This window comes from Aulosira sp. FACHB-615 (assembly GCF_014698045.1).
GTDB lineage: Bacteria > Cyanobacteriota > Cyanobacteriia > Cyanobacteriales > Nostocaceae > Nostoc_B.
Map to the genome: position 1 here is coordinate 406,988 of NZ_JACJSE010000004.1, position 14,669 is coordinate 421,656.

8 protein-coding genes are annotated in these 14,669 nt (G+C 39.1%); 2 read left to right on the top strand and 6 right to left on the bottom strand.

The features are described 5' to 3' along the window. Positions 1 to 2: 2 nt before the first annotated feature. The gene (locus tag H6G77_RS08950) at positions 3 to 5,462 is read right to left on the bottom strand and encodes an ATP-binding sensor histidine kinase (RefSeq protein WP_190871373.1); all 5,460 of its coding nucleotides are present in this window, start codon (positions 5,460 to 5,462) and stop codon (positions 3 to 5) included. A gap of 251 nt (positions 5,463 to 5,713) precedes the next feature. Continuing rightward, positions 5,714 to 6,283: a YidH family protein gene (locus H6G77_RS08955; RefSeq protein WP_190591309.1), complete on the bottom strand. Its 570-nt coding sequence runs from the start codon at positions 6,281 to 6,283 to the stop codon at positions 5,714 to 5,716. A 271-nt stretch (positions 6,284 to 6,554) separates the two neighbouring features. Between H6G77_RS08955 and H6G77_RS08960 the strand changes: the two genes are divergently transcribed. Beyond that, a complete protein-coding gene (locus H6G77_RS08960) occupies positions 6,555 to 7,538 on the top strand; it encodes a LysR substrate-binding domain-containing protein (RefSeq protein WP_190591308.1) in 984 nt (327 codons plus the stop codon). 87 nt (positions 7,539 to 7,625) lie between these two features. Here H6G77_RS08960 and H6G77_RS08965 read toward each other — a convergent pair whose 3' ends face one another. The 4 genes from H6G77_RS08965 to H6G77_RS08980 all read right to left on the bottom strand — a co-directional run bounded on the left by H6G77_RS08965 (position 7,626) and on the right by H6G77_RS08980 (position 11,948). Then, entirely contained in the window at positions 7,626 to 8,360 is a 735-nt protein-coding gene (locus H6G77_RS08965; RefSeq protein WP_190871374.1) for a SagB/ThcOx family dehydrogenase, read from the bottom strand. Positions 8,361 to 8,661: 301 nt separating this feature from the next. After that, positions 8,662 to 9,972, bottom strand: a complete 1,311-nt coding sequence (locus H6G77_RS08970; RefSeq protein WP_190672232.1) for a YcaO-like family protein — start codon at positions 9,970 to 9,972, stop codon at positions 8,662 to 8,664. Then, complete coding sequence (locus H6G77_RS08975) at positions 9,965 to 11,092, bottom strand: TOMM precursor leader peptide-binding protein (RefSeq protein WP_190871375.1); 1,128 nt, start codon at positions 11,090 to 11,092, stop codon at positions 9,965 to 9,967. Before H6G77_RS08975 ends, H6G77_RS08970 begins: the two co-directional genes overlap by 8 nt. Before the next feature lie 502 nt (positions 11,093 to 11,594). Continuing rightward, positions 11,595 to 11,948, bottom strand: a complete 354-nt coding sequence (locus H6G77_RS08980) for a hypothetical protein (RefSeq protein WP_190672226.1) — start codon at positions 11,946 to 11,948, stop codon at positions 11,595 to 11,597. Positions 11,949 to 12,476: 528 nt separating this feature from the next. Between H6G77_RS08980 and H6G77_RS08985 the strand changes: the two genes are divergently transcribed. Further along, positions 12,477 to 14,294: an ABC transporter ATP-binding protein gene (locus tag H6G77_RS08985; protein WP_190871376.1), complete on the top strand. Its 1,818-nt coding sequence runs from the start codon at positions 12,477 to 12,479 to the stop codon at positions 14,292 to 14,294. The last annotated feature ends 375 nt before the right edge of the window (positions 14,295 to 14,669 follow it).

The window sequence follows — 14,669 nt, forward strand, 5'->3', positions numbered from 1 at the left end:
TTTTAGGATTTAGGTGTAACAGAAGCAATAGGCAGAATAATTTCAAATTCTGTTTCTGCATTTGGCTGCGATCGCACGCTCAAATTACCGCCATGTTGTTGAATAATTGAATAGCTGACAAATAAACCCAACCCTGTACCACGCCCGAAGGGTTTTGTGGTAAAAAATGGTTCAAAAATGCGGTTTTGGATATGTACAGGAATTGTACTATCTGTATTGGCGATCGCAATGCGTAAGTGGTCATTATCTATCACTTCAGTGCGAATACGAATTTCTGGGTATTCACTGCATTGGCGATTATCTCGAATGGCATCAATGGCATTATTAATAATATTTAAGAAAACTTGATTTAAGTGGCTAGGATAGCAATTTACCAGAGGTAGTTTGCCATATTCTTTCACTATCTGTACTTCTGGTTGAATTGCTGAACCCTGCAAGCGGTGTTGCAAAATGAGCAAAGTACTTTCAATCCCACTATGCAAATCCACTGCTTTAATTCCGGATTCATCCAAGCGCGAGAAGTTGCGTAAACTCAAAACAATCTGGCTGATGCGATTACTTCCTGTCTCCATTGATTCCAGAATTTTATTCACATCATCAAAGATAAAATCGATATCAATTTCTTGGCTTTTCTTTTTAATAGCTTGGCTGGGCTGGGGATATTCTTGCTGATAAAGTGTTAACAAACTAATCATATCTTGAATATAACCTTTGGTATAAGTTATATTGCCTTGGATAAAACTCACTGGATTATTAATTTCATGGGCAATTCCAGCAACTAACTGCCCCAGAGATGACATTTTTTCTGTATGAATTAATTGGGCTTGGGTTTGTTGTAATTGTTTAATAGTTTGTTCCAAATCTTGGGCTTTTTGGTTGAGAGCCTGGGTTTTTTGTTCTACTTCTGCTTCTAAAGTGTAAGAATAATTTTCGACTTGTTGGTATAAGCGAGCATTTTCTAAAGAAATAGCAGCTTGAATACACAGAAAGTTGAGAACTAAGATGCGATCGCTCGTAAATACTCCACTGGCAGAATTATTTTTTAAATACAAAATCCCAATTAAATTTCCTTGATTGAGAATTGGCAAGCACAATAAACTTTTTGGTTGACGTTGCCATAAATATTCATCAATTACAGGTAAATCAGTTTTAAGTTCATCAACTACCACCACTTTTTGACTGTTTTTGACATACTGAATCAACTTCACAGGTAAATTAGGATTACCTTCCAGGGGTTGACAACAAAGTTCGGTGTTATTGGGTGTGCTGATTGCTCTCAATAACCATTCTCCTTGATTATTCGGCAAAATCAACGCACAGCGATCGCCGCCAGAATTTTGGAGAATCATCTGCGTTAGTTGGTGTAGCAGTTCATCCAGTTGAATTTTGCCAGAGATGGCTTGAGAAGCTTTGAGAATAGTGACAAAATCCAGAGTTGTATTAATACTTGTACTAGAAGAGTGAGAGGTTGTATTTTTGGTATTAATCACACCATTCACAGTTGCAATACTCGCCAGTGTTTCCAATGGGTTCCAGTTCTGTGTGGTTTTGTGGAGAATTGGACGCAATAAATGAGGATAGCGTTGTTCTAAATCATCGATTTTGGCTTTTGCACCCCAATGAGCATAGCAGTAGTAGGCTTCTTGCATATAGCCTGCGGCGATTTTTTCTTTGTGGCGTTCAAGGTAGAATTTGGCTGCGAGTTCGTTGGCTAATGCTTCTTCTTGGATGTAATGATTTTCTTTGGCTGTGGCGATCGCGCGATCGTATAATTCCATTGCATCATAAGGTTTGCCTGAAATACGACACAGTTCGGCTTCTACTAAGTGGAATTTGTGTAAATGATTACTGGGGACTAAATCTGCCCATTGTTTGAGTTTTGTTTGATGAAGTTGCACACGCTCTAAAATAGCTGATGCTTCCGGTTCTGCAACTTGGTTAAAGATGGCTAACTGTGCTAAAGCATCGTAGAAAGGTAGCAAAACGCTGACAAATAAACCCGGAACCCCATCTAAATATTGTGCCGCAATCTCAGCCTCTGCGATCGCTTGCTGATATTCACCAAACAAGTAGCAGAGAATAATTTTGTTAATCTTGGCATGATAAACAGCCGGACGATCATTAACTGCTTGATGTTGGGGTAACATCTCATCTTCGTTATAAACATCCCCCACTAACAAAAAAGGCGTTTCACTATAGCCGAGTAAGTTTAAAGTCGCTTGGTGATAGGTTTTTTGATAATTCAGGGCTGTGGTTTGCTTGAGTTGGGCGATCGCTTTACTATATATAGCTAACTCTTGTTCTAATTTTGTTAGTTCTTTACCAGAGCAATAAGAATGGAAGCTATAACCAAATATGCACCATACAGCCCATTCTAAATCCCCAGTTTCTAATCCACTTTGGTAGCCTTGCAATGAAGATGTCAGCGTCACTTTCAGAGGCTCTTGCCAATGTCTAATAAAATTATTAAAGACGGCTGCTATCCTCGCACGCAGGTGTTGAGCAGAAAACTTCTCCATTAAGTTTAAAGCCAGTTGCCCAAATTTGTAGCTGGTTTCTACCGCACCAGTAAAAGCACAAAGAATTAACCCATAACTTGTATATGCAAAAGCTGATAAAGCTGTATTACCGTATTGAATTGATAAGTTAACTTGTTCACAAATTGTTAAAGGTAACATTTCTGGACAGCCATTATATGCAGCCCCAAACATACTTGCTAAAATTCGCATCGCAGCTTGGGCGCGAATATCTGTCATCACAGGCAAATCAAGTATGTCTGTGGTATTTTTTTCACCTAAAATTAAACTTGTTTTTTCTAGTGCTTGGTTAACATCTTGGTATGTAGGCTGATTTGGTAAATCTATCCCCAACTGATGCAGAATTGCCAAGGCTGTATCTAAGCCTAAGCGCAGTTGATTTTGAGCAATACAAGCTTGTATTTTAATTTCATAGATAGGTATACTATCCCAAATATTCTGCACCTGATTTAATACTATTGCAGATAGTTCCTCCATCTGCTCAAAATCTGTATTCAAATAAGCCGCTTCTGTTGCTTCTGTATAGATTGTCAGCATTAAATCATAAGATATTTGCCAATGATGATTTGCTAATAATTTTCTGGCAACTCCATAATATTCAACGGCGGCGGCGTAAGCTGTAGAAATTTTCGCTCTCCGTCCAGCAATTAAATTCAATTCAGCTAAATCTTGCTGTTCTTGGGGATGGATAACTAAATCAATACCTAGTTTAAATTGATTGACTAAATCAAAAATTTTGTCTTCTCGTTCTGCTAGGGAAGTATGCTGGAGGAGTAGTTTCCCAATTTGATAGTGAGTTGCTGTTGTTTGCGCTTGGGGAATTAAACAGTAAGCAGCTTGTTGAATGCGATCGTGTAAAAATCGATAGGCAACATTTTGCATCTGCCCATGATTACCATTAGTTTCTGTCTGGTACAAATAAAATTTATAGATTTCATTTTGGGGTAAAATCAAGCCCTCTTGTAATGCTTGCCATAATGCTGTTGCTGTATCATTTGGTGACTGCTCAGAAACAATTGCTAAAGTAGTTAAATCAAAGGAATTACCAATACAAGCAGCCAACTTCAAAACATTTTGTGTTGCTTCGGGTAACTTTTGCAATTGACTAGCCATAAACTCCACTACATCAGCAGTGATAGCTAGTGTATTTACTGCTGTTAAATCACATTCCCAATTACCTTGCAGGTAATTAAAGTTAATTATTCCATCTTCATATAATACTTTGAGAAATTGCGTAATAAAAAAAGGATTGCCTCTAGTTTTACGCTCAATTAATGCGGTGAGGGGCTGTGTTTGCTCAGTACTACAATGCAATGTATCCGCCACTAACTGATTCATATCTACCCAAGCCAGGGAAGTTAAAGTGATGGTGTTCACTGTTTTCCCAGCCTGCTTTATCTCCTCTACTGTCAATCTTAATGGATGTGCGGATGATACTTCGTTATCTCGATAAGCCCCCAACAACAATAGAAAACTTTGGTTTTCCATTAATAATTTAATTAACTGCAAAGAAGCTAAATCTGCCCACTGTAAATCATCCAAAAATATCACCAACGGATGCTCTGATTTAGTGAAGACAGCAATAAACTTCTGAAACAATAAATTAAACCGATTTTGGGCGGCAGTTCCTGATAATTCTGGCGCAGGCAATTGTTTCCCAATTACACGCTCTAATTCGGGAATCACCTCGATTAAAACTTGACCATTTTCCCCCACAACTTCTAAAATATGACTCCGCCACTGTGCCAATTTTGTATCTGATTCTGATAATAATTGCCCCATCAAATCACGCAAAGCTTGGACAAAGGTAGAGAAGGGAATATTTCGATTGAATTGGTCAAATTTACCTTTGATAAAATAACCATACTGACGAGTAATTGGTTTGTGAACTTCGTTAATTACAGCCGTTTTCCCAATCCCAGAGAATCCCGCCACCAACATCATTTCTGATGTGCCACTAGCCACACGTTCAAAGGCTTCTAATAAGCAATTAACTTCCGCTTCTCTACCATATAATTTTTCTGGGATGAGGAAGCGATCGCACACATCCCGCTTACCAATTTTAAACTCTCTAATTTCGCCTGTCTCTTGGAGTTGGGTTAAACAAAGTTCTAAATCATGCTTTAATCCCAACGCACTTTGATATCTATCCTCGGCATTTTTCGCCAGCAGTTTCATCACAATCTCTGCCAGTACTTGCGGAATTTCCTCCCTGTTCCCTACTACCGTTGGCATTTTTACCAAATGACAATGCAGCAACTCCATCGGATCATCGCTATTAAATGGCAATTCTCCGGTTAATAATTCATAAAATGTCACCCCCAGTGAATAAAAATCACTACGGTAGTCTATACCTCGATTCATTCTTCCGGTTTGTTCAGGCGAAATATAAGCTAAAGTTCCTTCTAAAATATTAGGATTTTTAATTTCTTGAGTTTCTTTGGGGAGTAATGAAGCAATGCTAAAATCTATTAATTGAACTTGTTTTGTTTGGGGATGAATTAAAATATTTGCTGGTTTAATATCTTTATGAATCACGCGATTTTGATGTAATTCATCAAGACTAATACTTAATTGCAGAGCAATATGCAAAAATTCTCGTAGGGATAAAGTATTATTTTTTATATAGTCTCGTAATGAGATTTTCCCGCTATCCTCCATTACGAGAATATAACCATTGTTATATGTTTCTAAAGATAACGGCTGAATAATCCCAGCAATGTTGAGATTTTTGCTAATGGTATATTGATTGCGGAGTTGCAGTAGTTCACTAAAACTCGGATATTGTGAGGTTAGCAATTTGATGACAACTGGGAGTTGATCTGATTTGCGGATAGCTCGATATACAAGCGTTCTGGAGCCAGCATACAGTTGTGAGCTAAGTTCATATCCGGGAATGATGGGGTTAGCATTGACTGTCATCATCTATACATACCTCACAGAACAAGTTAGTTTCTGTTGTTGCTCAACAAGCTGTGCAGACAAACTCTGCACTCCGCTAGTATTCCCATCAACTACATATTCACTAACATTTATGTATAGATATAAACAAAAAAACCAACAATGTTAAGAACCATTAATTAGACAATCATCTCAATTTAGGACTTACACACAAAGATTGTTGGTTAAGAATGGGTGTGAGGGTTGTAGATACGTAGACCCTTAGCAAAGTCCTATTACTCTGGAATTACTGGACTCAAAGGACTCAGAGGAGTGGTAAACACATAATAAATGACTCCAGAGCCGAGAATCATAATTGCCAAACTGAATAAAATCACCCAACGGTCTGTAGGCTCATAATTATCATCTTCAATATCACGCCGTACAGCAAAATAATGTGCAGTTGACAGCCAGACTGTTATTAACCCAACTAGCGAAAAGACTAAACCCAATTTCCAGCCGTTACCGGGTGTGGGTAATAGGGGGACTTGAAAGGCTCGCAGACGGACGATAACGACTCCAAAACCCAACAGCGCGATCGCGGTTCGCATCCAAGCTAGGTAAGTGCGTTCATTGGCTAAATGATCCCTGATGCGCGATGGATTTAGCCTACCAAGTTTCTTAGTTTCTTGCTTAGTTTCTTGCTTTTCTGTTGTTGGTTTAGACTCTAATTGCATCAGTAACACCCTTAAACTCCAAGAAGCCCCTCTCCAAAAAATCCCAAAATGATAGCAAATTTCTTTCCAGATAATTTGCCATTTGTGCAGCGATCGCACTTGCAAAATATATTTAATTTGTCGGTACATTTTTGCCAAAATTTATTTTAATGCAGAGATGGTAATAACACAAGTCTCAATAACACTTTTAATGCTCCAAATTATTTATAATCTCAGATTTTGTTGACAATTAAGCTACATTTTTTCCTATTCAAATAGGCACATTCGCAATGGGTGTATTTATTAGTCTTATTTTTCTACTGTATTTAATTTAATCAATAGAATCAAATGTTTTTATTTGTCAAAATTATAAATATAAGTGATTAAATTTTTACATCAAGGTTTTTAGGGATAATGAAGTATGGCAGGAATGACGCTGGAACAGCTCAGAATCTTTCTCGCTGTAGCAGAACATCTACACTTTACGCGTGCAGCTGAGGAGCTTTATATTACCCAGCCAGCCGTCAGTGCTGCGATTCATAATTTAGAGCAAGAATATGGAGTCAAACTATTTCATCGCATTGGTCGTCACATTGAAATTGCTGAAGCTGGTAAATTATTACAAGTAGAAGCTCAGAAAATTCTTGACCAAGTGACATTAACAGAACGGGGATTGCGAGAATTAAATAATCTCCAACGGGGTGAATTAAAATTAGGTTCGAGTTTAACCATTGGTAACTATTGGCTACCCCGAAAAATTAGTGAGTTTAAAAGTAAGTATCCGCAGATTACTGTTGATTGTTGTTTGGCAAATGCGGAAACAATTTGCGAAGGAACAGCAATGGGACAGTTTGACATTGGTTTAGTCGAAGGCGATGTCAAACCAGCCTTACAGAATACTTTAGAACAAGAAATCATCGGGAGCGATCGCTTACAAATTGTTGTGGGCGAAACTCACCCTTGGTTTGAACGCCAAGAAATCACCGTTACAGAACTAACTCAAACAGCTTGGGTAATGCGCGAACCTGGTTCTGGTACTCAGCAAAGATTTGAAGAAGCCTTAAAAAATTGGGGTATTAATTTGTATGAACTCAATGTCATTTTAGTTTTCAACAGTGGCGAAATGGCCAAAGCCGCCGTTGAAAGTGGCGTAGGTGCTACCGGAATTTCTGAGTTAATGGTAAAAAAAGAAATTCAGTTAGGCACTTTACGCGCAATAAAGATTTTCCCTAACCCAGAAGATAACAGTAAAGACTTAGAAATAGTGAGACCATTTTTTAAACTCAAGCATCGCCAACGATTTCAAACGGCTCTAGCGAAAGTTTTTGAGCAAACCTTGATTACATCATACACAACTATAAGTTTTCCCGAAAAAAATTTAGCTAGTACAACAAGGCAAAAGTAAAAAGAAATAATAACGATACCATAAGCCTTTTAGCAATTTCTTATGGTCTTTTTATCTGCGTTTATCCGCGTCTATCTGCGGTTAATTTTAGATTACAACACCAGTCCCGACAGCAACACAATAAAGCGCCGCATGACGTTTGCCATCAATACCCAACATCTTATTGAGGCTGAGGTCATGAAAACCACCGATGCAAAGACTACCCAGCCCTAATTGCACAGCCATCAGACAAATATTTTCTGCTTGATGACCAGCTTCTAAAAGTGCAAAACGGTAGCCCCGCGCACCATATTTACACAGCGATCGCATAAAAATAGACGTGAATATCACCAAAGCATTGGCATTCACAATGTAGTCTTGTTGCAGTAAAGCTTCCACAAAATCATTAGGTACTGCCTGATTCACCAGATGTAAGCCATGACCACGCGGTTCATAATGATAAAGTCCATCAGCTAAATTTTCTACCGCTTGGGTTGAGACAAACACTTCCAACGGATACAGCCCCCCCGCCGATGGTGAGTTTCGCGCTTCATAGGTGTAACCCTCTGTGTGACGCAACCCATTTAAACCACATCCCGCATCCAGCAACTGAGCTAATTTAATCAACGGCATAGTTGTATTAACAAATGATCGCACAGAAGACCGTTGCTCTAAAAGCAGGCTCAAAGAATTGTCATGAGGTGCTTTGGGCAATTCCAAAAAAGCAGCCTCCGGCATATATCGCATTTCTGTAGCCGGAACGCGCTTGACATAACTTTTCGGTACTGGGGAGTTTAAATGATAGAGAAGAGCTAATTCTAGTGGCTCGTTGACTGTATACATAAAGATGAGTGATGAGTAATGAGTAATGAGTAATGAGTGATGTATAACTCAATACTGTTCAGTTAGTACTTTTTTCTTCTCTTCGCGCTCTTTGCGCCCTTTGTGGTTCGTTAAAAAAAATGACTTTAACAAAGAGTTTTAGTTAAGAGAATAGTAGGTTGGGTGTAGCGATAGCGTAACCCAACATTCTCAAGACTGATTAGTGGGATGATTTTTGTCTCACGCAAAGGCGCAAAGAATCAATATTCTGCTTTGTACAAAAGTCTCAATTCATCCCGCATTTATGCAACGCCAAAGAACGTTAAGCCATAGGATGTGGACAGGGATTTAAATCAGCTTCGCTGCGTCGCCCACTATAACCTAACCTTTGTGGTACTTCAAATAACCGCCGATTTCCCAATGGTTCTAACCCATAACCAAAATATATCGGCACTAATTCACTCGCCAAAGTCCGCACGACGCGAAAACCAAGCGGTGCTACATCAGGAGTTGTAATATCAACTAAATATGGTTCAGCGCCCACAGAATGCAATCTTGTGATGACAGTCCGCAATTTTTCTGCTTCTGTGGCAGAGGTGTACGTTGGTAAATCTTCAACGGCTATATAACTATCATGCTCAAATAAAAATTCCAACTCACCTAAGCGAGTGGTTGTGTAGAAAAAGGCGCTGTGATCATCTAAATTCTGGACATCTTGATATTGATGGAGATGGGAACCAGCACCATTAGCTTTGCGTTCTATATCACCGAAACGGGCTTGGCAAACTTCAAAAATTGCCTTACGTAGCGCCGTTGAACCATCCAGATGACATCCTAAACCAGTGGCGACAGCCGGAGTTCTGCCGGAACGGTCAATTAACATCGCCATCACCACTGGGATGTTAATATCAGTGGTCAAATAAAAGGTAACTAACTCAATGCCAAATCGGGAGTAGTGACGTAAAATTTCTGTCTCAATTCCGGGGCGGTGGGCGAAATAAATCCGGGGCGCAGGTAAGCGGTTTAACCAATTAATAACAAAAGCATCGCGCTCAATCAATTCACACAAGCCACTGTAAGCTGCAAACTCAACATTTGGGCCACTAGCCAAACCGTTAGAAGTCACAGGTAAAATGTCATCTCCTGGTTGATGAATATCCCAGTCAAAATAAACCATAAATGCTGGGACTAACATTGGTTGGTTACTTGAAAGAGAGATCGCAGTCATCCAGGAAGTCTGCGTTGTTTCATCAAAAGCAGGAAAAGGAAAAGTTGGGTCAGAGTATTGGGTGTCTGAAAATGAGAAAAAACTTGGTGGCGGGACGGCGGGATAAGTTAAATCTGCGTAGCTACTAATAATGAGTTGGCGATAATTAACAATGCTGCCACAGTATCGCTCTACGGCTTCTCCAACTGCCCCAAAAATTGCTTGTTCATCTGTCATTCCTCTGCCGACACCGTAGCGTAAATCATCTGGCTGTTTACGCAATTGAAAATTAGCTAATTCGGCTTGCCAGAGAACTGGGAAATCAAACTCTGTATAAGGCTTGGTAAACCTATCGATGGCGCGGATGATACCAGTATGAGGGCTAACTAAATCACGCCAACGTGGACTAGCGATCGCACTATTCACTGATTCTCTCCTGTTGTGAACAATGGGGGCAACCTGGTTTTTTCAGCACAACATTGTGAGTGAGTTTTGTACCCAATAAGTCTAGATGCACTAATTTGCCATCTGTAGCGATGGGTAAACCAAGAAACATTTTAATGGTATCCAGAGCTAGGTAACTTCCTACTAACATCTGGGCGATGGGTAAAGTTTCTTGCAACCTTGGTTGAGAACGGCGTTCTCGGTCAAGAAATCGCTCAATGGCTAATTCCGCCTCTGGGAGTTTGGCGCAAGCTATCGACCGCATCCGATAGCAGAGATAACAAGGGCCATCTTGAGCCAAGACTAACGGCCCAAAAGTGCCTTCCACACCAGCCGCGCCACCTGGTAATAATGGGCGTTGCATCTGCCAGCATAATCTATTCAGACGATAGGCAAGATTGACGGAAACCGCATCAGTGGCGACAATCACCAAGTCAACATCTTCTAGTAAAGCATTGACTGTAGCATCGTCTGTGAAATTATCAGTCACAATTTCAGTTTCAGTGATTTCTGCGATCGCGGCAATTTGTCTTGCAGTTTCCACACCCCGCAAAGCACCAATTTGATTAAATGCTGAGTCTGACATCATCAAATCAGCAGTCAGTGTGCAGACATCATCACATAATCTCAGAAAACCAATCCCCGCACTAGCCAAGTTAATTGCTGCTATCATCCCTGAACCACCAAGTCCAAAAACAGCAATTCTCGCTTTTACTAACTGTTTTTGGGCATCCTTTTGCTGAAATCCCAACTCATGATAAAGACTCATTTGAGGTAATAAATCAGCCCGGATATTTAAATCAGCAGCATCTTCTAATAATTCTTCAACTAACCGATTTTCCATCAAAAACTGTAAACATTGATTGATTGAAGCATCTGTTAATTTCTCCCCTATTTCTACTTTAATTTCTCCGATTGTTCGTGAGCCATCTAGTAAAGGTAATACTATACTTTCCACATCACGCAGTGCTTGACCCTTTACAGTCAGTGTTCGCCGTGTTGTATTGAAAATCATTGTTTCTTCGCCACTACAATCTGGCGGCATCACATGAACAACAATATGTTCTAATAAACGCAGACGTTGAGCATCATTTAATTGCATAGGCTTTATCTGATTATTTCATCTGATTATTTCAAGCTGTCAAAAATAATTGCAAAACTGTTTTTAGAATTTGTCAGGTAAAAGTTTTTTTGCTTTACATAGCACAATACGGTTCAGATAAGAATAGGACTTACGCAAAAACTCTCTCAAACTCTCATTTCTCCGTGAAATCTGCGCCTCTGTGGTTCGTTCTTCCGTAGCCTGTGCGTAAGTCCTAAAGAAAAATAAATTTCAACAAAACCAGAAAATGATCACTCAACAAAAAACGAAAAAATGATTTTGGAGGGGGTTTGGGGGACGCAACCGTACCCCAATCGGGGGCTTGGGGAGCCACTGCGTTGGGCGGCTTTGCCGACTTGAAGCATGTGGCGTGGAGAATCCCCCAAATCTTAGCCATTGTCTAATAAAAGTACACGAAGGAAGAGAATAGAGTCATTTGGTTTCAGATCCCCGACTTCTTTAAGAAGTCGGGGATCTGAAATGCTAGATATCCCCAGATGATTTAGTATCCAAATCCAAGCTCATCTATGTCGTCTGGAACACTTGACATTGAGCCAGTTTCACTAACTCGACATCCACAGCCACGACAGCCACGACATCCCCGACATCCACCACATCCACCACATCCAAAACAGCCACGACAAGGAAAACATCCCCGACATCCACCACATCCACCACAGCCGCCGCAATTAGCAAACCATCTTTGTTGAGTTTCAGATTCTAACATTCCAGGCATTGCTAATTTTTCTAAAGCTGCTCTTTCCTCATCAGACAACAAAAGTTGCTCTAATTTGTCAGCTTTATCTGCCAAACGCATATCTATTGTTTGTTGGGTCAGTGTTTTTTCTGCAAGCATTGTCAATTACTCCTTGTAACTTCAATTCATCAGCTTGTGAGCAAATCTGCATTTAATTTGCCGAAAAACTGTGATGATATTTGTCCATCAATAGATTTGATGAAATCAGAGATATAGGAACAAGCGAATTTGAAGACGAGCCGATAATCAGACAGTGGTTAATGCTGAACTATATATGCCAATAAGGTCATAGTTAAACAACGACATTCAGCTTTGTATTTAGATTGTCACTAATCCACAACAGGCAAAATCACTTTGTCATCAGTGATGGGAATTTCCATAGAGGATTAATCTTCCCGAAAACCTTGTCTTTGATAAATCTTGTGTGATTGTTAGCGATACCTTATCCTGTCTTGATCATCTAACTTCTCTAACATTATCTTTTTCTAGAGTTTTTTATTCTTTCTGGAGTAGTATACTTTTGACTCATAACATTCAGATTGTTCTATCTTAAGTAAGATGGTTTTGAGTTGACATAGCATCTAATATAACTGCCTGCCTTCAAAGATAAATAATTAGGTTTAATTGATGAGCGATTTTAGAGTTTGGTTTACAGACTACGCTAAAACTTTATTTCGTTCTCTACCTTTGTTATGGCAAGCAGCACCCAGAGAAATGATGTTCTTAATTGCTGTGACTTTATTACAAGGTTTTCTACCTGCTATTAGTGTTTGGATTACTAAGTTAGTGATAGATACTGTAGCAGGAGCCTTAACATCTGGTAGAGAATTAGGGTATGCAGTTCTGATACCTTTGGTATTAGGATGGGTGGGAGCTTTGCTATTAGAAACGATGCTTTATCCTTGGATATTGGCACTGCAAGGAAATCTCAATGATAAGTTAACGGCGCATATCAGCTTATTGTTAATGCGTAAAGCCGATAATTTTGCAGATTTGAGCCGTTTTGAAGATTCTATGTTTTATGATGAACTACAAATATTGCAGCAACAAGTCGGCTATAAACCGTTAAGTTTACTAGAAAATTTAGTGGAATTAAGTCGCTCTTTTGTGACTTTGATAGTCATAGTTGGGTTACTAGTTCCCTTAGCTTTTTGGATACCATTAGTAATTGCGATCGCCACTGTACCCCAAATCGTCGTTTCTTCTCAATATGGTCAAGCAATTTGGCTAACTTTATTTGAAAATAGTCCGCAAGCGCGGCGAATGCAATATTACACTTCACTCATGCTCACGGATAGCTACGCTAAAGAAATCAGGTTGTTTCAACTAAGTTCATTTTTTATCGAGCGTTACTTACAAGCGTTTCAATCTTTACACCAAACCATGCGTTATCTGCGTGGTAAACAAGCATTTTGGTCATCAACTTTAGCTATTCTGAGTACGTTAGGTAATGGTTTTGCTTTTTATTGGGTCGTACAGCAAGCTTTTCGGGGTAATTTCAGTCCTGGTAGTGTACTTTTATTTGTCCAATCATTAACTTACTTTCAAAATAATCTCGAAAGATTTGTCGCTAATTGGGTAGAATTATTTGAAAATATTCTATATATGCAGCAGTTTTTCAATTTTCTCGACAGTCCCATCCCGATGAGAATCAGCATCCCTGGCGAAAAGGTACCAATGCCGATTCGTTCTGGTATTACTTTTGAGAAAGTTGACTTTTACTATCCAGATAATCGATTAGCTTTACAAGATATTTCTTTTACTCTTTACCCTGGGCAAACTGTCGCCATAGTCGGCGAAAATGGTGCAGGTAAAACAACTTTAGTTAAACTTTTAACTAGGCTGTATGATCCAACACAAGGTTGTATTTTAGTGGATGATATAGACCTCAGAAATTTAAATTTACAACAGTGGCGACAACAAATTGCTGTGGTTTTTCAAGACTTTGGTCATTACGCGCTGACTCTGGGAGAAAATATCGCGTTAGGGAATTTAGCGGCTTTAGAAAGTCCAAATATTCTCAGGTATGCAATCGAAAAAGCTGATATTACCACACTTGTTGATAATTTTCCTACAAGAGAAGATACACCATTAGGTAAGCAATTTGGCGGTACAGAACTTTCTGGTGGTCAGTGGCAAAAATTAGCTTTAGCGCGTGCTTTTGTCCGCCAGGAAGCACAAATATTATTATTAGATGAACCAACGGCTGCGCTTGACCCCCGTAGTGAATATGACCTCTACAGACGCTTTATTGAATTAGCCGAAGGTAAAACAACAATTTTGATTACTCACAGACTAGCTTCAGTACGGATGGCTGACCGAATTTTAGTCATGAAAGCTGGTCATTTAATTGAAGATGGAACTCATCAAGAACTTTTACAGCTTGGTGGTGAATATACAACTTTGTGGAATATGCAGGCACAACATTATGGTATTTCTGATTGAAGAATTCAGAAGTCAGAATTCAGGAGTCAGAATAAGAAGGTGATGTCAAAAAGCACTCATTGAATTTACGTTAATTCAGAAATTATGTAACATTATCTACCAAGTATAATTTCTGCAAAAAAACATACATAAAAAATGCTCTTTCTTACTGCTAACCAAAGATAAACAGATTATCTTAGCAGGGTTCCAGGATTTTACACAATAACAAACAAGACAGTTAAAAAACTTATCACAATCTAAATTTTTATCATTAACCTTTTGATAGATTAGGGCTACTCTAGAAAAGCTATATATTAAGACAGAGCTAATACCATTTTGGATTTTAGATTTTGGATTGAGAAAGGGTTTACTGGTAAGCTTTTCGAGCAATCCATT